The 21,552-nt window shown below is 66.9% G+C and carries 17 protein-coding genes and 2 riboswitches; of the genes, 11 read left to right on the forward strand and 6 right to left on the reverse strand.

Annotated features, from left to right (window positions below; translation table 11 throughout):
* The first annotated feature begins 53 nt into the window (after positions 1–53).
* The 8 genes from ADBZ6K_RS11805 to ADBZ6K_RS11840 all read left to right on the forward strand — a co-directional run bounded on the left by ADBZ6K_RS11805 (position 54) and on the right by ADBZ6K_RS11840 (position 10,537).
* Positions 54–2,492, forward strand: a complete 2,439-nt coding sequence (locus ADBZ6K_RS11805; RefSeq protein ID WP_526346725.1) for an FAD-dependent oxidoreductase — start codon at positions 54–56, stop codon at positions 2,490–2,492.
* Between the two features lie 51 nt (positions 2,493–2,543).
* Entirely contained in the window at positions 2,544–3,641 is a 1,098-nt protein-coding gene (solA, locus tag ADBZ6K_RS11810) for an N-methyl-L-tryptophan oxidase (RefSeq protein WP_526346829.1), read from the forward strand.
* 26 nt (positions 3,642–3,667) lie between these two features.
* A complete protein-coding gene (locus tag ADBZ6K_RS11815) occupies positions 3,668–4,822 on the forward strand; it encodes an aromatic ring-hydroxylating oxygenase subunit alpha (protein WP_526346831.1) in 1,155 nt (384 codons plus the stop codon).
* A gap of 83 nt (positions 4,823–4,905) precedes the next feature.
* Entirely contained in the window at positions 4,906–5,703 is a 798-nt protein-coding gene (locus ADBZ6K_RS11820) for an IclR family transcriptional regulator (RefSeq protein ID WP_526346727.1), read from the forward strand.
* 343 nt (positions 5,704–6,046) lie between these two features.
* A riboswitch (glycine riboswitch) is annotated at positions 6,047–6,144 on the forward strand.
* Positions 6,145–6,243: riboswitch (glycine riboswitch) on the forward strand.
* Positions 6,244–6,283: 40 nt separating this feature from the next.
* A complete protein-coding gene (glyA, locus tag ADBZ6K_RS11825) occupies positions 6,284–7,591 on the forward strand; it encodes a serine hydroxymethyltransferase (RefSeq protein ID WP_526346729.1) in 1,308 nt (435 codons plus the stop codon).
* Complete coding sequence (locus tag ADBZ6K_RS11830; protein WP_526346731.1) at positions 7,588–8,274, forward strand: serine dehydratase beta chain; 687 nt, start codon at positions 7,588–7,590, stop codon at positions 8,272–8,274. Before glyA ends, ADBZ6K_RS11830 begins: the two co-directional genes overlap by 4 nt.
* 109 nt (positions 8,275–8,383) lie before the next feature.
* Positions 8,384–10,177 (forward strand): BCCT family transporter, encoded by a 1,794-nt coding sequence (locus tag ADBZ6K_RS11835; protein WP_526346733.1) that lies wholly within the window; start codon positions 8,384–8,386, stop codon positions 10,175–10,177.
* 69 nt (positions 10,178–10,246) lie between these two features.
* Complete coding sequence (locus ADBZ6K_RS11840) at positions 10,247–10,537, forward strand: universal stress protein (protein ID WP_526346735.1); 291 nt, start codon at positions 10,247–10,249, stop codon at positions 10,535–10,537.
* Positions 10,538–10,541: 4 nt separating this feature from the next.
* Here the strand turns inward: ADBZ6K_RS11840 and ADBZ6K_RS11845 are convergent, their stop codons facing one another.
* Together ADBZ6K_RS11845 and ADBZ6K_RS11850 are read right to left on the reverse strand one after the other, a co-directional pair.
* On the reverse strand, positions 10,542–13,355 hold the full coding sequence (locus ADBZ6K_RS11845) for an FAD-binding and (Fe-S)-binding domain-containing protein (RefSeq protein WP_526346737.1): 2,814 nt from the start codon (positions 13,353–13,355) through the stop codon (positions 10,542–10,544).
* Positions 13,356–13,397: 42 nt separating this feature from the next.
* A complete protein-coding gene (locus ADBZ6K_RS11850) occupies positions 13,398–15,062 on the reverse strand; it encodes an L-lactate permease (protein WP_526346739.1) in 1,665 nt (554 codons plus the stop codon).
* 158 nt (positions 15,063–15,220) lie between these two features.
* Between ADBZ6K_RS11850 and ADBZ6K_RS11855 the strand changes: the two genes are divergently transcribed.
* On the forward strand, positions 15,221–15,910 hold the full coding sequence (locus tag ADBZ6K_RS11855; protein WP_526346741.1) for a GntR family transcriptional regulator: 690 nt from the start codon (positions 15,221–15,223) through the stop codon (positions 15,908–15,910).
* Between the two features lie 6 nt (positions 15,911–15,916).
* Here the strand turns inward: ADBZ6K_RS11855 and ADBZ6K_RS11860 are convergent, their stop codons facing one another.
* From ADBZ6K_RS11860 to ADBZ6K_RS11875, 4 genes are all read right to left on the reverse strand, one after another.
* Positions 15,917–16,435, reverse strand: a complete 519-nt coding sequence (locus ADBZ6K_RS11860) for an Rv2253 family sensor-like surface protein (protein ID WP_526346743.1) — start codon at positions 16,433–16,435, stop codon at positions 15,917–15,919.
* A 137-nt stretch (positions 16,436–16,572) separates the two neighbouring features.
* The gene (locus ADBZ6K_RS11865) at positions 16,573–18,234 is read right to left on the reverse strand and encodes a nucleobase:cation symporter-2 family protein (RefSeq protein WP_526346745.1); all 1,662 of its coding nucleotides are present in this window, start codon (positions 18,232–18,234) and stop codon (positions 16,573–16,575) included.
* 112 nt (positions 18,235–18,346) lie between these two features.
* Positions 18,347–18,742, reverse strand: a complete 396-nt coding sequence (locus tag ADBZ6K_RS11870) for an SgcJ/EcaC family oxidoreductase (RefSeq protein ID WP_526346747.1) — start codon at positions 18,740–18,742, stop codon at positions 18,347–18,349.
* Positions 18,743–19,169: 427 nt separating this feature from the next.
* The gene (locus ADBZ6K_RS11875) at positions 19,170–19,718 is read right to left on the reverse strand and encodes an NUDIX domain-containing protein (RefSeq protein ID WP_526346749.1); all 549 of its coding nucleotides are present in this window, start codon (positions 19,716–19,718) and stop codon (positions 19,170–19,172) included.
* Between the two features lie 86 nt (positions 19,719–19,804).
* Here ADBZ6K_RS11875 and ADBZ6K_RS11880 point away from each other — a divergent pair, with 86 nt between their 5' ends.
* Together ADBZ6K_RS11880 and ADBZ6K_RS11885 are read left to right on the forward strand one after the other, a co-directional pair.
* Positions 19,805–21,199, forward strand: a complete 1,395-nt coding sequence (locus tag ADBZ6K_RS11880) for an AMP-binding protein (protein WP_526346751.1) — start codon at positions 19,805–19,807, stop codon at positions 21,197–21,199.
* A complete protein-coding gene (locus ADBZ6K_RS11885; protein ID WP_526346753.1) occupies positions 21,190–21,537 on the forward strand; it encodes a VOC family protein in 348 nt (115 codons plus the stop codon). The genes ADBZ6K_RS11880 and ADBZ6K_RS11885 overlap by 10 nt, the downstream gene beginning before the upstream one ends.
* Positions 21,538–21,552 lie beyond the last annotated feature (15 nt).

A 21,552-nucleotide genomic window follows, 5' to 3' on the forward strand; every position in this document is an offset into this window, starting at 1 on the left:
AACTGTTGCGTAATACGCAGTTGTTGTTTATTGCGCAACGAAAGGTCTTTGGAGTGTCAGCTCTCAAGGTCGTCATCATCGGCGCCGGAATCGTCGGCACGTCGCTCGCCGACGAACTCACCGCTCGCGGGTGCACCGATGTCACTGTTCTCGATCGAGGCCCGTTGTTCGCCACGGGTGGTTCGACGTCACATGCCCCCGGTCTGGTTTTCCAGACCAATGGTTCCAAGACCATGTCCGAGTTCGCGCGCTACACCGTGGAAAAGTTTGTCAGCCTCGGTGCGTTCGATCAGCTCGGCGGCTTGGAGGTCGCGACCACCGAAGCCCGGTGGAGCGATCTGCACCGCAAGCGCGGCTGGGCTCAGTCCTGGGGCGTTCCCGGCGAGCTGCTCGACCCCCAGCAGTGCCAGGCGCTCTATCCGTTGCTGGATGCCGATCAGATCCTTGGCGGATTCCACACCCCCACCGACGGTCTGGCCAAGGCCCTGCGCGCGGCCACCACGCAAGCCGACCGCGCCACCGAGCGCGGCGCGCGGTTCCTCGGTCACCAGGAAGTGATCGAGCTGCTCGAGAGCGGCGGCCGAGTGGTCGGAGTGCTCACCGCGACGGGCGAGAAGTTCGCTGCCGACATCGTCGTGTCGGCTGCCGGTTTCTGGGGTGCCCAGCTGGGCGCGAAGGCAGGCCTGACGGTGCCGCTGGTGCCGATGGCCCACCAGTACGCCAAATCCGGTCAGGTGGGCGCGCTGCGGCGCGACGGCCTGACCGGAGATGAGGCGTTCCTGCCGATCCTGCGTCACCAGGACCAGGACCTCTACTACCGCGAGCACGGCGACCGGATCGGCATCGGCTACTACGGCCACCGCCCGATGCCGGTCGACATGACCACGCTGCTCGCCGACACCGCCGCCGAGCCGATGCCGTCGATGCTGCCGTTCACCGAGCAAGACTTCAGTATCGCGTGGACGAAGAGCGTAGAACTGCTTCCGGCGCTTGGTGATTCGAAGGTGGAGGAAGGCTTCAACGGCATCTTCTCATTCACACCCGACGGTCACTCGATCATGGGTGAGCACCGGGACCTGTCCGGTTTCTGGGTGGCCGAAGCGGTATGGGTGACACATTCGGCCGGCGTGGCCAAAGCAATGGCCGAGTGGATCCTGGACGGCACGCCGGGCACCGATGTGCACGAATGCGATCTGTACCGGTTCGAGGACGCCGCCAAGAGTCCCGACTTCATCCTGGCGACCAGTTCGCAGGGCTTTGTCGAGGTGTACGACATCATCCACCCGCACCAGTATCGCGAGGAACCACGCAACATTCGGGTCAGCCCGTTCTACCCGCGCCAGCTCGAGCTGGGCGCCTACTTCTTCGAGGGCGGATGCTGGGAGCGCCCGGCGTGGTATGAGGCCAACGCCGCTCTGATGGCCGAATTGGCCGAACAGGGAGTGGCGTTCCCCGACCGCGACGATTGGTCGGGCCAGTTCTACTCGCCGATCTCCATCGCCGAGGCCCGCTGGACGCGTGAACACGTCGCGCTCTACGACATGACCCCCCTGACCCGCTACGAGGTGAGCGGACCGGGCGCCTGCACGTTTCTGCAGGAATTGACCACCAACAACGTCGACAAGCGCGTCGGCTCGGTGACCTACACCCTGATGCTGGACGAAACTGGCGGCATCCGAAGCGATCTCACCGTCGCCCGGCTGGCCGAGGACACCTTCCAGGTCGGCGCCAATGGGCCGCTGGACATGGACTGGATCACCCGCCACCTGCCGCCAACCGGCGTCACGGTACGTGATATCACGGGCGGCACCTGCTGTATCGGCGTGTGGGGTCCCCGATCCCGTGATCTTGTCGCCCCGCTGTGCGCGGCCGATATCTCTCACCAGTCGTTCGGATACTTCAAGGCCATCCAGACGTTTATCGGCTCGATCCCGGTCACGATGATGCGGGTCTCCTATGTGGGCGAACTCGGATGGGAGATCTACACATCCGCCGAGAACGGCCTCAAGCTTTGGGATCTGCTGTTCGACGCGGGGCAGCAGTACCGGGCCATCGCAGCGGGCCGGATCGCCTTCAACAGCCTGCGGCTGGAGAAGGGCTACCGGTCCTGGGGTTCGGATATGACCATCGAGCACCTGCCCGCCGCGGCGGGCGTCGGGTTCGCCGTCTCAACCAAGAAGGGCGACTTCCTTGGCAGGGCTGCCCTCGATGCCGCACAGCCGCCGACAAAGGTGTTGCGCAGCATCGTGTTCAACGATCCTTGCGCCGTGGTGCTCGGTAAGGAGCCCGTCAGCGTCGGCGACGAAGTCGCGGGCTACATAACCAGCGCCGGTTACTCGGCCACCATCGGCCGCACCATCGCTTACGCGTGGCTGCCCGCAGACGTCGCCGTCGGCGAGGCCGTCAGCGTCGCCTACCTCGACCGCACCTACGGCGCCACCGTGCACACCGAGCCGGTCGTCGACCCCGACATGAACCTGATCCGGAGGTAACCAATTGTGAGCGACAACAGCTATGACGTGATCGTCGTGGGCCTCGGTGGCATGGGCAGTGCGGCCGCCTACCAGCTGGCGCGCCGCGGCCTGCGGGTGCTGGGGCTGGAGAAGTTCACTCCGGCCCATGATCGCGGTTCCAGCCACGGCGGTTCGCGCATCATCCGGCAGTCCTACTTCGAGGACCCCGCCTACGTGCCGCTGCTGCTTCGGGCCTATGAGCTGTGGGAGGAACTCGCCCAGAGCTCCGGCCTGGAGGTCTACCGCGTCACCGGCGGCCTGTTCGTCGGCCCGCCGGACTGTCTGACGGTCGCGGGCAGCCTGCGCGCGTCCACACAGTGGTCGCTGGCGCACGAGATGCTCGACGCCTCAGAGGTGACCCGCCGGTTCCCGGCGTTCGTTCCGGGCCCCGGTGAGGTGGCGCTGTACGAGGCCAACGCCGGCTTCGCCCGCCCCGAGATGACCGTGCAGGCGCATCTGGACCTGGCCGCCCGAGCTGGGGCTACGCTGCGATTCGGCGAGTCGGTTGCCCAGTGGGGCGATGGACCCGCCGGCGTCAGCGTGACCACCGACCTGGGCACCTACACTGCGGGACAGCTGGTCGTCTGCCCGGGCGCCTGGGCGCCCCAGCTGCTCGCCGACTTGGGCATCCCGATCACCATCGAGCGCCAGGTGCTGTACTGGCTGGACCCGACGGGTGGCACCGCGGCGTTCGCCGACAACCCGATCTTCATCAGCGAGAACTCGCAGAACCAGCAGATCTACGGGTTCCCGGCGATTGATGGACCCGCAGGCGGGGTGAAGGTGGCATTCTTCCGCAAGGGGCAGGTCTGCACGCCGGAAACCATCGACCGCACGGTGTATCCGAACGAGGTCGACGAGATGCGTGAGCGAGTCACGCAGCTGTTGCCCACGCTGAACGGGCCAGCAGTGGACACCGCGACGTGCATGTACTCCAATACCCCCGACGAGCATTTCGTCATCACCCGCCACCCCGGCTATCACAACGTGACCGTGGCGTGCGGGTTCTCCGGGCACGGGTTCAAATTCGTGCCCGTTGTCGGTGAGATCGTGGCGGATCTAGCCACCGACGGTTCCACTTCGCATCCCATCTCCCTTTTCGACCCGAGCCGATTGGTGACCACATGACGACGATCGACGACCCGCGGCCATCCATGAGCTTTAGCACTCCCGCTCCGGGCGGTGCGCTGATGCCGACAGTCGGCGGTGAATACTATTGTGAACCTGCACTTTTCGAGGCTGAACAAGAGCTCATCTTCGAGAAGATGTGGTTCGCTGCCGCTCGCGCAACCGATCTGGCCACCCCGGGCGCATTCCGTAAAGTGCAGGTGGGCCGCGAGAGCGTGCTGGTGGTGCGCGACCGCGACGGTGCGGTCAACGCGTTTCTCAATGTGTGCCGTCATCGCGGGGCGATGCTGTGCACCGAGGATTCCGGGACTGTCAGGAGGCACCTGCGCTGCCCCTACCATGCGTGGACATACGGACTGGACGGCAAGTTGGTTGCCGCGCCGAATCTGGGCGCGTTGACCGACCACACCGGGGCCCGCATCGACCGCACCGAATATGGTCTGTTGCCGGTGGCGGTGCGGGAGTGGCTCGGCTACGTCTGGGTCTGCCTGGCGCCCGAGCCGCCGTCGTTCGAAGAGGACGTTATGGGTGCGGTCACCGGGCGCCTTGGCGATGCCGAAGCGGTCAACCACTATGACATCGAGTCACTTTCGGTGGGCAAGCGGATCGTCTACGACGTCGCCGCCAACTGGAAGCTCATCGTCGAGAACTTCATGGAGTGCTACCACTGCGCGACCATCCACCCCGAACTGACCGAGGTGCTGCCGGAGTTCGCCGACGGCCTGGCCGCCCAGTATTTCGTGGGGCACGGCGCCGCCTTCGGCGAGGACGTGCAGGGATTCACCATCGACGGCGGCGCCGGCCTGGACGCGATCCCCGGGGTGACACCCGATCAGGATCGCCGCTACTACGCAATCACAGTGCGGCCCAACGTCTTCATCAACCTGGTACCCGACCACGTGATCTTCCACCGGATGTATCCGATGGCCGTCGATCGCACCGTCGTCGAATGCGACTGGCTCTACTTGCCGCACGTGGTGTCCGAAGGCCGGGACGTGGAGCACTCAGTGGAGTTGTTCCACCGGGTCAACCAACAGGACTTCGACGCCTGTGAACGCACCCAGCCGGCGATGGCCTCACGCGCGTACCGCAACGGCGGGGTGCTGGTGCCGTCCGAACACCACATCGGGGAGTTCCATGAATGGGTGCGTTCGAAGATCGGACGAACTGGACAGGAGTGATCGGGCGGCGCCGTCGCGGTGGCTACGACCGCAGTGAGGGCAGCCGCTGCCACGGGCGCGAGTTCCTTATGCTGGGAGCTGTCATGATCGAAGATTCCTACGGCCTGCCGCCCCGGGCGAAGCCAGTCGCTGCTGTGCAGTCGGTCGATCGTGCCCTGATGGTGCTGGAGATCCTCGGCAAGCTAGGGTCGGCGGGGGTCACTGAGATCGCCGCCGACCTTGGCGTGCATAAGTCCACGGTTTCGCGGTTGATCACGGTTCTGGAGTCGCGCGGATTTGTCGAGCAGCTGTCCGATCGCGGCAAGTACCGGCTGGGCTTTGCGATCGTGCGGCTGGCCGGTTCCACCAGCGCCCAGATGGACCTGGCCAAGGAAAGTCAAGCCATCTGCAATCGGCTGTCCGAGGAGTGCGGCGAAACCACCAACATCGCCATCCTCCACGGCGACCGGATCATCAATATCGTGGAGGCACACGGCCCCGCTGACATCAGCCTGCGTACCTGGGTGGGCCAGAACTGCCCGGCGCATGCCACATCCAGCGGTAAGGCGCTGCTGGCCGCCTGCGATTCCAAGGCACTGCGCGATCTGCTGGGCGCAGGGGAGTTGCCGGTGTTCACCCCGAATACGGTCTCCGACACCGTCGCGCTCGCTGCCGAACTCGAACGGGTCCGAAGCGACGGCTGGGCCAGTGTGTGTGAGGAGCTCGAGGTAGGACTGAATGCCGTTGCCGCGCCGGTGTTGGATAGCCGGGGAAAAGTGATTGCGGCACTAAGTGTTTCAGGTCCGGCCTATCGGCTATCTCCAGACCGCTTTGCGCTGGTGGCCAAGCTGACGATGGAGAGCGCGAAGCAGATCAGCAGGCGCCTCGGTCACCTCGACTGAACTTGGCGACAAAGGTTTTCACGGTCAGTTCGCCGAGAAGACCAGATACCGGCGGCGGATGTCGATGGCGCGCCCGGTCGAGCGCGTCAGGGCCGGTGCGCGTCGCGTATCCGGTTGTGTTTCATGGCAATTGGTCGAGTCGATGACCTGTCCCGAAGAACTCGGTCCCGGCGCAGGGACGAGGTGCCTGGGTGCGGTGGACGGTGGCTGGTCGGTTGTCGCGGTACCCGGTGATTGTGACCGCAGTGCAAAATCCCTGCCCAGCGGTTGACACGCCACAGGGTTACTGCCAGCATTGTTGCGTGATGCGCAATGGTTGCGTTATCAGCAACTAAATACAGCCGTAGTCGCGGTGGGAGATCCTCGTAGCACGTGCGTGCCGAGGAGCCGAAGGAGCAAATTCCCCGAGAACCTCTCAGGCCCAAGTACCGCTGCGAACAGGCAACTCTGGAAAGTAGTGCGCAGCGCGGCGCGCTCGCCGACGAGGCAAGCCGCCCTCCGGCGGCCAATCTTTCAGGCCGCCAGGACAGAGACGGGGGAGCAGGTACCCGCCGCTGGCGATGACGAAAGGGCTTTCACAGTGACCACCACCTCCCCCGCAGCGCCCCGCGCCGCGGTGCTGGACCTCCCGTTGGCCGACTTCGACCCGGAGATCGCCGACCTGCTGGGCCGCGAACTCGAACGCCAACAAAGCGGTTTGGAAATGATCGCTTCGGAGAACTACGCGCCGCTGGCTGTCATGCAGGCTCAGGGTTCGGTGCTGACCAACAAATACGCCGAGGGTTACCCGGGCCGCCGCTACTACGGTGGGTGTGAACACGTGGATGGCGTCGAGGCACTCGCGCTGGAGCGAGTCAAGGCCCTCTTCGGCGCCGAATACGCCAACGTTCAACCACATTCGGGAGCACAGGCCAACGCCGCGGCGATGCACGCTGTGCTTACACCCGGTGATGGCATCCTGGGCCTGGCGCTGGCGCACGGCGGGCACCTGACGCACGGGATGAAGCTGAACTTCTCCGGGCGTTTATACGACGCGTCGGCCTATCACGTCCGCGCCGATGACCACCTCGTCGACATGGACGAGGTGCGGCAGTTGGCCCACGAGCGCCGGCCCAAGCTCATCCTGGCCGGCTGGTCGGCCTACCCGCGGCACCTGGACTTCGCGGAGTTCCGCCGCATCGCCGACGAGGTGGACGCCTACCTGATGGTCGACATGGCTCATTTCGCCGGACTGGTCGCTGCAGGCTTGCACCCGTCGCCGGTGCCGCATGCCCACATCGTCACCTCCACCACCCACAAAACCTTGGGCGGCCCCCGTGGCGGCATCATCCTGGCGGTCGACGAACTCCGCAAGAAGCTGGACTCCGCAGTGTTCCCGGGGCAGCAGGGCGGTCCGCTGGAGCATGTGATCGCCGCCAAAGCGGTGGCCTTCAAGATGGCCGCCGAGGCGCACTTCGCCGAACGGCAGCGCGCGACGCTGTCCGGCGCGCACATCCTGGCCGAACGCCTCACCCGCAGTGACATGGACGCAGTGGGTGTCGACGTGGTCAGCGGAGGCACCGACGTGCACCTGGTGCTGGTCGATCTGCGCAACAGCGAACTCGACGGCAAGCAGGGTGAGAACCGGTTGCACGATGTCGGAATCACCGTGAACCGCAACGCCGTTCCTTTCGATCCCCGGCCGCCGATGGTGAGCTCGGGGCTGCGGATCGGCACCCCGGCGTTGGCGGCCCGGGGTTTCGACGACGATGCCTTCACCGAAGTCGCCGACATCATTGCCGCGGCTCTGAAGCCGGGTGTGGGCGAGGCGGAGACTGCAGGTTTGCGCCTTCGGGTCGATACTCTGGCCGAGCGGTTTCCGCTGTACGGTAGCTGGTCGGGCGTGTGATCAGCGTCTTCGAGCTCTTCAAAGTCGGCATCGGACCGTCGAGTTCGCACACCGTCGGCCCGATGCGCGCGGCGCACACGTTCGTCGCGTGGTTGGGTGATCGCCGCCTCCTGGCGGCCACCGCCGGGGTGCGCGTGGAGTTGTTCGGGTCGCTGGGCGCCACCGGGCACGGGCATGGAACCGTCCATGCGGTCGTACTCGGCCTGGCCGGTGAGCGTCCCGAGAGCGTCGACCCCGACGTCTTGCCCGAGTTACTGGCCGCCGTCGAGATGCAGGGCAAGCTGGTGCTCGCCGACAGCCATACGGTGCCGTTCAGCGTGGCCGACGACATCGTGTTGCACATCGGACCCCAGCTCGAGCACCACAGCAATGGGATGCGCTTCCACGCTCTCGGGGCGGACGGGACGGCACTGGCCAGTCGCGAATACTATTCCGTCGGCGGCGATTTCGTCCTCGACGAGGACGAGGTAGACGCCGGCACCGACACGAACTGCATCGAACGCAATGCCGTGGCCTCGGTGAAGGCCATCGCCGCGGCGCGTATCGCGAGGCGCGGCGACGGCCAACACCACGTCGGATTGGACGCCGCCCTCGAAACGATGCGTGACACCGGCGCCGACATGGCCGACAAATACGAGGAAACCGCCCTGGGTGGGCTCGCGCTCAACGTCGTCGAGTGCTGAGCATGCGAATCGCGCGGAACGTCCCCATTTCGTGGTTCGACGTGCATCGACGCGAGATCAGTCGATTCACCCGCAACCACCTCGATAACGGATACAAGAGGAGCTGAAAATGTCGATCGATACGAATGCCGTCGGCGAGCCCGTGCCGGTCACAGCCACGGCCGCGGACGACGTCGCGACGCGAGATCCCAGCCAGGCCAACGCCGCTCACCCATTGGCGCCCATTACCGGCCCCCTCAAGCTGGTCGACCCCCACCCCACCCGCGACTGGGTGGTGTTCGGGGTGACGGGCGTGCTCTCGATCGCATTCGTGGTGTGGGGGCTGGTGGACACCGACAGCCTGTCGTCGTTCTCGATCTCTGCGAAGGACAGCCTGATCAAGGGACTGGGCTGGTTCTTTGTCCTGGCGGCCAGTTTCTTCGTCATCTACGTGCTGTGGCTGGCTGCCAGCAAATACGGCCGCATTCCGCTCGGATGCGACGACGAAAAACCCGAGTTCCGGACCACGTCATGGATCGCGATGATGTTCAGCGCCGGCATGGGTATCGGCCTGATGTTCTGGGGCGTGGCCGAACCGCTCAATCACTTCATCACACCGCCGCCGGGCACCAGCCAGGCCCAGTCGGATGAGGCATTCCAGACGGCGATGGCCACCACCATGTTCCACTGGGGGCTGCATCCGTGGGCGATCTACGCCGTGGTGGGTCTGGCGATCGGGTACGGCATGTACCGCAAGGGCCGCCCCGGCCTGCTGTCGGCAGCGTTCACGTCGCTGTTCGGCGACCGTGCGAACGGGCCGGCAGGCAAGATCATCGACATTCTCGCGATCTTCGCGACCCTCTTCGGCTCGGCGGCGTCGCTGGGGCTGGGCGCGCTTCAGATCGGCAACGGCCTGCAGTTCAACGGTTGGGTGGGCACCGTGGGAAGCCCGATTCTCGTCACCATCATCGCGGTTCTCACCGTCGCCTTCATCCTGTCCGCGGTGTCGGGCATCGCCCGGGGCATTCAGTGGTTGTCGAACATCAACATGGTGCTCGCGCTGCTGCTTGCGGTGTTCGTGTTCGTTGCGGGGCCGACGCTGCTGATCCTCAACCTCATTCCCAGCGCGCTCGGCGAATACCTGCGCGACTTCGTGGCGATGAGCGCCCGGACCGACGCCAACGGCGACGCCGAACTGTCTGCCTGGCTGTCCGGTTGGACGATCTTCTATTGGGCGTGGTGGGTGTCGTGGACGCCGTTCGTGGGTATGTTCATCGCCCGGATCAGCCGCGGCCGTACCATCCGCCAATTCGTCACAGGCGTCCTGCTCGTCCCGACGCTCGTCAGCCTGGTGTGGTTTGCGATCTTCGGCGGCGCCGCGATCGAGCGTCAACGTACGGCAGGCGACATGGTCGGCGCCGACGGCTCGGTCGACAGCACCAGCGCGCTGTTCAAGCTTCTCGACACCATGCCGATCGCCGGTGTCACCACCATCCTGGTCATGGTGCTGGTTGCCATCTTCTTCGTGTCGGGAGCCGACGCGGCGTCGATCGTCATGGGCTCGCTGTCGGAGAAGGGTTCGCACGAACCTCGCCGCGCCACGGTGGTTTTCTGGGGTGCGCTGACCGGTGCGGTCGCCGCGATCATGCTGATCATCGGCGGCGGCGGTGACGAAGCCTTAACCGGCCTGCAAAACCTCACGATCGTCGCAGCCGTGCCGTTCGTGATGGTGATGGTGCTGCTGTGTGTGGCCCTGTATAAGGATCTGCGAGACGACCGGATCGTGAAGGTTGATCGCCGCAGCACCGAACTGATCGAACGTGCGGTCCTGCACGGATCGGGTCAGTACGGCGACCACTTCGATCTGGTGACCCGCTACCACAAGCTCGACGGCGGCCTGCGCCCGACAACCGATGACGTTTGACCACAGACTCGTGTCCACGGCGGCCAGTGAACCTCGGCACTACACCTTGGAGACGATGGAGGCGAGTTGATGAGCGGGATGGCACTGGCCCGCGGTTCATTCATCACGTACGCGATATGCGGGTTCCTCGTCATCATGGTGATGCGGATGCTCGCCGAGATGGCGGTGGCTACGGAAACCGGAAACGAATGGCACGACGCCGTCGACAACATCGCGTGGGAATCAGGCGACCTGCTGTTGCTCGGCTCCAGCGCGGCCGGCCCGCGAGCCCAGGTGTGCCTGGGCACTTCCGCCGCCAAGATCCTGCGGCATGCACCCGTTCCGGTCATGATCCTGCCAAGGCGGCACACCGCGCCGTAGTGGTCTACGACGACGGTGTTCGGTGGGCTGCCAGGGCATCGGCGAGGAGCTCGATGACGTTGCGGTAGGGGGAACCGGTCGCCCTTGTCATCCCCAGCTCGCAGGTCCGGTTGCACGATGCGTAGGCGGTCGTGGGGTTCTCCCGGACCTGCGCGGCCTGCTTGGCGGTGGCCGACTCGGTCAGCTCGGGATGCAGCATGCCGCGGTCACCCGCGAACGCGCAGCATCCCCAATCCGCGGGAACGACAACTGTTTCGGCAACCTCCCTGGCGACGGCAAGCAGATCGGATGTGGTGCCGAGTTGTGTGGTCGAACAGGTCGGGTGGACGGTCAGCGACTCCAGCCGCGGGTGATCCGCCAGTGACGGCAGCACCCGTTCGGCGACCACCGTGACCGCATCGAGCACCCGGACGTGTGGCGCGGTCTTTTTCAACATCTTGATCAGACCCTCGGTGCAGCTTGATGCGTCGCAGACCACGGGCAGCTCACCGTCGCGACTGGCCCGCACGATCGCTGCGACCGTCCGCTCGGTCATCGTCTTCAGGCCCGTCGCCATCCCCTTCGACGACCACGGCGTACCGCAGCACAGCGAATCGATCTCTTCGGGTACGGCCAGCGTGACTCCCGCTTGTGCACACAGCCTTTCGAAACTGTCCTGCACACCCGGACCGCCATCGGCGGGTCCGAACATCGCGTTCACGCATGCGGGCAGATACACGAACTCCGCCCGACCCGCAGGCGCCGGGCGATGGCGCGGTTTACCGCCGCGCGGCAGTTCCGGCGACCACTGGGGCATGATGTCGGTCCCGGCCACCGCGCGTCCCGCCTGGCTGGCGCGCACCGGCAGCACCGGGGGCACGCTCGCGGCGGCCGTCAGCGCGACCCCGGCGACCCGGCTGGTGGTGGCCCAGTGCTTGGCGGCGGCGGCCCAGCCCTTGTCGGCGACCTTGCCGCGCTCCTCGCGGCGCAGCCGGCGCACCAGGTCCCCGGTGTTGATCAGCACCGGACAGGCCGTCCCGCACATCCCGTCGACCGCGCACGTCTGCACACCCGCGTACTCGTAGGACTGTTCGAGTTCGGCGACCAGTGCGTGGTCACCCCCGGATTCCGCGGTGGCGATGGCGCGGCGCACCGCGATGCGCTGGCGGGGTGTCAGCGTGAGGTCGCGGCTGGGACAGACCGGCTCGCAGTAGCCGCATTCCACGCAGCGGTCCACCTCCTCCTCCACGGTCGGCGTGACCTTGATGTGGCGCAGGTGGGCATCGGGGTCGTCGTCGAGTAGCACACCGGGGTTGAGCAGTCCGACGGGGTCGATCAGGTGTTTGATGCCCACCATCACGTCGTAGAGTTCGTCGCCGTACTGCCTGCGCACATACGGCGCCATCACCCGCCCGGTGCCGTGCTCGGCCTTAAGCGAACCGCCCTGCGCCAGCACCAGATCCACCATGGCCTCGGTGAAATCCGAATAGCGCTGCAGCGGTTCGGGATCGGCGAAGCGATCGGTGATGAGGAAGTGGATGTTGCCGTCCTTGGCGTGCCCGAAGATGACCGAATCCTGGTACCGGTAGCGGTCGAACAGCTCACCGAGCCCGGTGCAGGTCTCGGCGAGCAACCCGACCGGAACCACCACGTCCTCCAGCAGCGCGGTGGTGCCCGACGCCCGCGCGCCCGCCACCGAGGCGTACAGCCCCTTGCGCAGCTTCCACAGCCCGGTGCGCACCGCCGCGTCGCTGGTCAGGTCGACCGGATAGCCCAGCGGCAGGTCGGCGAGCACCGGTGCGGCACCCGCCGTCAGCGCGGCCAGTTCCTCGGCGTCGGTGGACTGGTACTCCAGCAGGAGTGCCGCCTGGGTGTCGATGTCGAGCCCGATGATCTGCGCGGGGGCATCGGGCAGCCGCTGCCCGACCCGCAGCGAGCGGGCATCGAGCAGTTCCAGCGTCGCCGCCCCGGTATCCACCAGGGCAGGCAGCGCGCGGTTGGCCGATCCCAGATCGTCGAAGATCAGCAGCGCCGAGGCGATCTGGCTGCGTACCGGGATCGTGCGCAACGTGACCTCGGCGACGAAGCCGAGGGTGCCCTCGCTGCCGACGATGAGGTGCGCCAGGATCTGGCTGGGTTCGTCGTAGTCCAGCAGCGAGTTCAGTCCGTAGCCCATGGTGTTCTTCATTGAGAACTGCTGACGGACCTTCGCCACCGACTCCGCGTTGCCGCGCACCCGGTCGCGCAGCCGCAGCAGCCCGTCGAAGATCTCCGGTTCGTCGTGGCGCAGCCGGGCGTCGGCGTCGGCCGCGCCGGTGTCGACGACGGTGCCCGACGGCAGCACGACCACCACGGAATCCAGTGTCCGGTAAGTGTTTTCGACGGTGCCGCAGGCCATGCCGCTGGAGTTGTTGGCGACGACGCCGCCGATCGTGCATGCCGATTCGCTGGCCGGGTCGGGTCCGATCTTGCGTCCGTAGGGCGCCAGCTCGGCGTTGAGCCGGCGCACCGTGACGCCCGGCTGGGTGCGGATGCGGGCCCCGTCGTCGAGGACCGTCATCGAGCGGAAGCTCTTGCGGACGTCGACCAGGATGCCGTCGGTGACCCCCTGGCCGGACAGGCTGGTGCCGCCGGAGCGCAGGGTCAGCGGGACACCGCGTCTGGCGCTGACGGCGAACAGGCGGCCGACCTCGGCGGCGTCGCGGGCGGTGACCACCACCTGCGGGGTGAGCAGGAAGTGCGACGCGTCGTGCGCTGCGGCGTGCCGGTCCAGTGCCCGGGTTGTGACCCGGGCGGAATCGCCTGTCGCCCTGGCGAGTTCGTCGACGAGGGTGTTCACGTCAGTTTCTCCCTAATTGTCAGGTCGTTGCGGCACAAGCGCTTACGGGACCATCCAGCCCAGCACATCGGTGGACTGCAGGTAGATGAAGGCGGTGAACACCGCCAGCATGCCCAGGCTCCACCAGATCAGCCGCCTGAAGATCTCGCCCTCCCTGCCGACCATGCCGACGGCCGCGGCCGCGACGGCGAGGTTCTGGGGTGACAGCATCTTGCCGAGCACGCCGGCCGAGGAGTTCGTCGCCGCCATCAGCACCGGGCTCAGTCCGGCGTGGTTGGCGGCGGTGACCTGCAGCAGACCGAACAGCGAGTTCGACGAGGTGTCCGAACCGGTGATGGCGACACCGATCCAACCGATCAGCGGGGACAGCAGGGCGAACAGGCCGCCGGCGGACGCAAGGGCGAAGCCCAGGCTCTGGGTCTGCCCGGACAGGTTCATGACGAACGCGAGTGCCAGCACCGCGGTCACGGTGACGATCGTAAAGCGCAGCTTGACCAGAGTGTCCCGATATGCGCGCAGTGCCTCCCGGGGCGAGATGCGGTAGACGCCCATCACGATGAGGCCGGAGAGCAGCAGCAATGTGCCGGTGGCCTTGATGTGGTCCAGCTTGAACACCTGCGCGCCGACCGGCTTGCCCGCGGCGTCGACGACGTCGAGCCCGGGCCAGTGGAACTTCCAGGATCCGTGCTCGGCGAGCCACGGCTTGACGCCGGGCAGCTGGCTGATGCTGAACACGGCAATGATCACCAGGTAGGGAGCCACCGCGCCCAGGGTGGAGCGCTTGACCGGCCGGGTGCGGATCTGCTCGACGGCCACCGGTGCGGAGGGGCCACCCGTCAGCGGCGCGTCCTGGCCCCCGGGCAGTCCGGCCCCGCCACTGCCGGATGACGCCGGCCGCAGGATGCGCACGGCACCGAGCACGGCGGCGACGGTGACGACGGCGGCGACGATGTCGGTGATCTCGACGGCGATGAAGTTCGCGGTGATGAACTGGGCGACGCCGAACGTGACACCGGCGACCAGCGCGATGGACCAGGTCTCCCGCAGACCCCGGCGGCCGTCGACCAGGAACACCAGGATGAACGGCACGAACACCGCGACGAACGGGGTCTGCCTGCCCGCCATCTGCGACAGCGTGTGCAGGTCCAGGCTGGTGACGGAGGCCAGCGTGATGATGGGGGCGGCCATCGCGCCGAAGGCGACGGGGGCGGTGTTGGCCAGCAGCGAGACCACGGCCGACTTGATCGGCTTCATACCTGCGGCCATCAGCATCGCCGCCGAGATCGCGACCGGGGCACCGAAGCCGGCCAGTGACTCGAGCAGCGCACCGAAGCAGAACGCGATCAGGATCGCCTGGATGCGCTGGTCGTCGGAGATGGACCGGATCTTCTGGCCCAGCACCTCGAACCAGCCGGTGATCTCGGTCAGGCGGTAGACCCAGATCGCGTTGATCAGGATCCACAGGATCGGGAAGAGGCCGTAGAGCGCGCCTTCGAAGGTGGCGCTGGCGGCCTGCATCACCGGCATCTTCCAGACCGCGACCGCGGTCACGATCGACAGCGCCAGGCTGACCAGCGCCGATCGGTGGGCCGGCCATTTCAGGACGCCGAGCATGACGAACAACGACGTCAGAGGTACCGCGGCAATAAGCGCCGAGAGCGCGAGCGATCCCGCGGCGGGATCGAGTATCTGCTGGAACTGGGACATTGCTCAGGCTTTCTGGGTGGTGGGCGGGCGATCGTTCCTACGGAGTGACGGAAACCGGATGGTGCGGTAGATCGTGACACAGCCCACTGCATTTTGTCTAGCAAGTACACATGAAATACGAGTAGACATGCTTACTAAGGTCGACCTAAGGTGGCTACATGGTCACCGGGCTTCGAGTGGTGTCGGTCGTCGACGCGATCGCCGAGAATCTGCGCGACGCGATCCTCGGGGGTGACCTGCCGCCGGGCACACCGCTGACCGAGACAGACGTCGCCGGCCGCTTCGAGGTGGCGCGACCGACGGCGAAGGCCGCCATCGAGAAGCTGGTCGGCGACATGCTGCTGGACCGGGGTAACCACAAGACCGCGCGTGTGCGCCGGCTGGGCCCCGAGGACGTGCGCGACATCTACCGCACCAGGGCGACGATCGAGTCGGAGGTGCTGCGTCAGCTCGCGCTGACCCGGCTCGTGCCAGTGGGGACCCGGGAGGCCAACGACGAGATCAGGGTCATCGACGATGCATCGGCGTTCGCGGTCGTCAAGCCCGACATGGCCTTTCACACCGCGTTGATCGACGGGCTCGACAGTCCGCGCACCAGCAGGCTGTACCGGTCACTGGCCTCCGAGGTGACCTTGTGTATGGCCCAGGTTCAGGGCCGCCATCTGTTGGACACCAAGATGATCGTGGCCGAACACGACGCGCTGCTGGACTTCATCGCCGCGGGCGACGGGACGGCCGCGGCGGCGCTGCTGCAGATTCACATCAGCCGGGCGCGCGAACGTCTGGTCGGGGCGCTTGGCGGGACGCCGGGACCCGAGGCCGACGCCCCCGTCACGGTGTCGGTCTGACCGGGGTCAACCCGCGACGGGGCGCGCCGAGACCGGCATGATCACCCTGCCTGCACAGCTGCCACCGACGATGTCGGTCTCCCAGGCGCCCTGCAGCGACCCGTCGCCGACGGGAACGTACAGCACGCGGGACCGGGCCGGGGCGAACTGCCGGGGCAATCCGTCACCCCGATAGCACTCCCACTGCCAGGTGTAGATGAACACCCACTGCGTGCCGTCCCAGGTGTAGCGCTGCGGCTGCGGAATGGTCGGGTTGCTGGGGGCGGGACCCGACACGACCGTCGCCACGCATTTGCCCGCCGAGCAGTCGGTGACGAAGACGTAGTCGGCGCTGAAATCCTGCTCCGGCTGACGGGCCGCGATACTCGTCCCGGTCTTCTCGCTGGCATACGTCGTCACCAAATACCGGCCGTTCCACGGCCGGACCAGCGGATCCGCCGCGGCGACAGGTGCCGGAGCGGCGCAGACGGCCAGGATTGCCGACGCAAGCAGGGTCAGCGCGGATCGGGTTCGATTGCCAGGCATGACCTTCCTCGGGGTGCTCGCATCCCCGAGAATCGTATTTGCCCTGTGGCTCGACGGGCGGGACCGACGCGCCGGTCCCGCGGCGCGCCGCCCACATCACAACCGCCGACATCACAACCGCCGACGCCACACCCAGGTCACAAGGGGCTGCGTTTGGTGAACCGGCCCTCGGTCACGTCATCCCACTTCTGACACACCTCGGCGACCTTCGGGTCACCCTGCTCACGGATCCACGCGCAGGTCTCGGCGTCCGTCGACGGGTTGGTCACGATGATCGTCTGCAGCTCGGGCCGCTCCTCGGCCAGTTCACGCAGCGCCGCCGGCGAGGTCGACGGGTCCGCGGCGCGCAGCGCGTCCAGCGGGTCCGGCGCCGCGCCGCGTGGTGCGTCATAGGCCGCCAGCTCCGACTCCTCCGGCTCGGCGGGCCCCCGGTTCAGCATCAGGTTCAGCAGGATCGCCGTGATGGCGCCCGCCGAGATGCCGGAGTGGAAGATCGTCTGGAACCAGTCGGGGAACTGATGGTAGAGGTCGAGCGCCACGTTGACCGGCGAGTCCGCCAGCGTCCGGTTGGTGTAGTACAGCTTGGCCTCGGTGAGCATCGCCACGCCCACCGAGATCGCCACCACCAGGATGTTGGTGTTGGTGAACTTCACCTTCGTCAACGTGCGCACGCCGCTGGCGGCGACCATGCCGAAAAGGGCGACACCCGCGCCGCCCAGCACCGGCAGCGGAATGCCCTCGACGACGGCGGCCATCTTGGGCAGCAGGCCCAGCAGCACCAGGATGACGCCCGCGACGGTGGCGACGTGGCGAGTGCGGACACCGGTGATGGCCACCAGGCCGACGTTCTGTGCGAACGCGGTGTAGGGGAACGTGTTGAAGATGCCGCCGAGGACGGTGCCGAGTCCGTCGGCGCGCAACCCGTCGGCCAGCTTCTGCGGGGTGATCTTCTCGTCGACGATCTCGCCGACGGCCACGATGTCGCCGGTGGTCTCGGTCATGATGACGATCGCGACGATGAGCAGCGCGATGATCGAGCTGATCTCGAAGCTGGGCACGCCGAACTGAAACGGCGTGACGATGCCGAACCAGTCGTAGTCACCGATGTGGCTCCAGTTGGTCATGCCGAGCGGGACCGCGACGACGGTGCCGATCATCAGGCCGAGCAGGATGGACACCCGCCGGAACGCCTCCGGGGCGAAGCGTTCGATGAGGATGATGACGGCGAGGGTGAAGAACCCCATGCCGATGGCCCTGGGTGAGCCGAAGTCGGCGCCGCTGGCGGTGCCGCCGCCGAACCAGCCGGCCGCCACACGCATCAGCGACACCCCGATGATGAGGATGATCGTGCCGGTGACCAGCGGTGGGAAGAACCGGATCAACCGGCCGAAGACCGGGGCGAGCAGGATCATGAACAGCCCGCACGCGATCACCGAACCGTAGATCGTGGTGACGCCGTGGCTGACGCCGATCGTGATCATCGGGCCGACGGCGGCGAAGGTGACGCCCTGCATCAACGGCAGCCGCACCCCGAACCGCCAGAAGCCGACGGCCTGGATGATGGTGGCGATACCGGCCACGAACAGGTCGGCCATGATCAGGTGGACGATGTCGGACTGTTCGAGCTGCCCGGCGCCGACCAGCGCGCCACCGACGATCAACGGGACCGCGACGGCCCCCGCGTACATCGCGAGCACATGCTGCACACCCAACGGCAAGAGCCGTTTCAGGGGCGGGATGTCGTCCACCGGCCGGGTTTGGGACTTGCCTTCGGTAATGAGCTTTGCCAGCGTTGTCATCGGGTCCCTGCCTGCTCGGTTACGGTTTGCTGGGCCAATCCTGTGAGTGACTCGTTTCCGGGGCTTTCCGTGCCGATGACCGTTGCATTACATGGGCAATGTGTGGTGTGAATCAGGTTGCCGGGAAGGAATGGTGCTCGTGGGTGACCGACCAGCGCCCGTCGACCTTGCGAAGGCCGACGGTGAGCCGCAGGCGGGTGTCCGGCCGGGCCGCCAGCTCGTCGGGCATCCCGCAGCGCAGCAACGCATACGCGAACGCGACATCCGTGCCGCAGGTCACATGCAGTTCGTCGATCTCGAACATCGCGCCTCCACGCAGCCAGTCGAAGAACGGCGGCCACGACTGCCGGTAGGCGTCGATGCCACGCACCCCGTCGTGGGGTGGCGGCACGTCGAACATGACGATGTCGGGGTCGTGGCCTGCCAGCACCCCATCGAGGTCCTGATTGCGGATCGCCCCCACCCAGTTCTCGATCAGCTCGCGGATCGCCGCTTCGTCATTTCTCATACCCGTACAGACGTCATCCGGCGGCCGAAATCATCGAGCCGCCAGTTTCGCGGACCACCGCGGCGAATTCGCCGGTCAGGGGTGAACCCGGCCGCATCCACGCCAGCGCCACCTGCAGCGGTTCGATGTCGTGGATCGGGATCCAGTGCAGGTCGGGGCGGCCGTAGAAGACCGTAGAAGCTGGCCAGGCTGCTCGGAACGATGCACACGGCCCTCGCCTGGTCCGCCAAGGAGGTCATGCCGTTCGGCATCGGGGTGCCGATCGTCGAACCCGGCGCCTTCCGTACCTCCTTCAACGGGCCGGGCGCCCCGCTGCTGTCGAAGCGGATCCCGGCCTACGACGAACAGCTAGACGCGGTGCGTCGCACCCTGGGCGCAGGTCGGTCGTGCCAGCCTATTCGACTGAGGTATTCGACTGACTACGGGGTCAGGCCTGACCCGGCTGTCGGTGCAACCGCAGCAGCATCCACGCGGCGATGGACTGGGCGTCGGTGATGGTGCCGTCGCGGATCATCGACTCGATCGCGTCGCCGGTGAACCACTCGCTGTGCATGTCCTGTTCCTCGTGCTCGCGTTCGTGTTCACCTTCGGTGACGTCCGTGGCCAGGAACACCCAGCCGCGCTGGCTGCTCATCCCGGGTGCGACGTCGAGCAGGCCCAGCGGTGTCATCGACGCGGCGCGCAGGCCGGTCTCCTCGCGCAGCTCCCTGGCCGCCAGTTCGGCGGGCTCCAGATCGGCCGGCTCGGGTGCGGTGCCCTGCGGGAATTCCCAGCGCCGCATACCCAGCGGGTAGCGGAACTGCTCGACCAGGTGAAACCGGTCCCCGGCCTGGGCGATGACCAGCGCGAACGTCGGCTTGTCCACCACCGCGTAGATCCCGTCGCTGCCGTCGGGGCGGCGGATCCCGTCCTCGCGCAGGGTGAGCCAGCTGTTCCGGTACACCTCGCGCGACGACAGCCGTCGGATGAAGTCCACGCCGCCAGTATCGCGGAGGACGCCCGAAGAGCGCCCCGAGAGTGTGCCCTGAGAGCGCCCCGAAGCGCCCGAGTAGCCTCGCTGACGTGCTGCTCGCCTCGTTGAATCACTCGGGCAATGCCGACATCGGTGATGCGGTGCGCATCGACGGCGCCTCGCTGAGCCGCAGTGATCTGATCGGGGCCGCGACGTCGGTCGCCGAGCGGGTCGGCGGCGCGGACCGGGTGGCCGTGCTCGCGACGCCTACCGTGTCGACGGTGCTGGCGGTGACGGGCTGCTTGATCGCCGGGGTGCCGGTCGTCCCCGTTCCGGCCGACGTGGGTGTGACCGAGCAGGCGCACATGCTGACTGACTCCGCCGCACAGGCCTGGCTCGGGGACAAACCCGCCGACACCGCCGGGCTGCCCCACATCCCGGTGCGGCACTACGCGCGGTCCTGGCACACCTACCCCGAGCCGTCTCCCGATGCCGTCGCTCTGCTGATCTACACGTCCGGCACCACCGGCATGCCGAAGGGTGTGCCGGTCACCCGGAGGGCCATCGCGGCCGACATCGACGCGCTGGCCCAGGCGTGGCAGTGGACCGCCGAGGACACCCTGGTGCACGGGCTGCCGCTGTTCCATGTGCACGGCCTCGTGCTCGGGCTGCTCGGCTCGTTGCGGATCGGGAACCGTTTCGTGCACACCGGGACACCGACGCCGCAGGCGTACGCCGACGCCCACGGTTCGCTGTACTTCGGCGTGCCGACCGTGTGGTCGCGGGTCGCCGCCGACCTCGACTCGGCGCTGGCGCTGTCCTCGGCACGGCTGCTGGTGTCCGGCAGCGCCCCGCTTCCGGTACCGGTGTTCGACCGGCTTGAGAAACTGACCGGGCATCGCCCTGTGGAGCGCTACGGCAGCACCGAGGCCCTGATCAACCTGAGCACCCTCGTCGACGGCGAGCGGCGCGCGGGCTGGGTGGGTCTGCCGCTATCGGGGGTGCAGACGCGGCTGGTCGACGAGCAGGGCGCGCCGGTGCCCCACGACGGGGAGACGATCGGGCGCCTGCAGCTGCGCGGGCCGATGGTGTTCGAGGGCTATCTGAATCGGCCAGATGCGACCGCGGACGCCTTCGACGACGGCTGGTACCGCACCGGTGACGTCGCGGTGATCGACGCCGGCGGCATGCACCGCATCGTCGGCCGCGAATCGGTCGACCTCATCAAGTCCGGCGGCTTCCGCATCGGCGCCGGCGAGGTGGAGACCGTCCTGCTCGGCCATCCCGGCGTGTCCGAGGTCGCCGTCGTCGGTGTGCCCGACGACGACCTGGGGCAGCGCATTGTCGCCTTCGTGGTCGGCGACGCCGATCCGGCAGCGCTGATCAGCTTTGTGGCAGAACAACTTTCGGAACACAAGCGACCACGTGAGGTGCGGCTGGTCGATGCGCTGCCGCGCAATGCGATGGGCAAGGTGATGAAGAAGGAGTTGGTGGGATGGGCATGAGATTCTCCGAGATCTGTGTCGACGCATCCGACATCCACACTTTGGGCCGGTGGTGGTCCACGGTGCTCGACTGGCCGCTGGAGGTAACCGAGGACGGCGACATCGTGCTGCGCGCCCCGGCGGGAGCCGGCCCGGACTGGTTGTTCATCGAGGTGCCCGAGGGTAAGACCGTGAAGAACCGCATCCATTTCGACTTCACGCCCGATGATCAGCAGGCCGAGGTCGACAGGGTGATCGGCCTCGGCGCCCGCCACGTCGACATCGGTCAGGGGGAGCAGACCTGGGTGGTGCTGGCCGACCCCGAGGGCAACGAATTCTGCATTCTGTCCGCCGATTAACAGGTGCGAGCGTGC

The organism is Mycobacterium sp., assembly GCF_044223235.1.
GTDB lineage: Bacteria > Actinomycetota > Actinomycetes > Mycobacteriales > Mycobacteriaceae > Mycobacterium.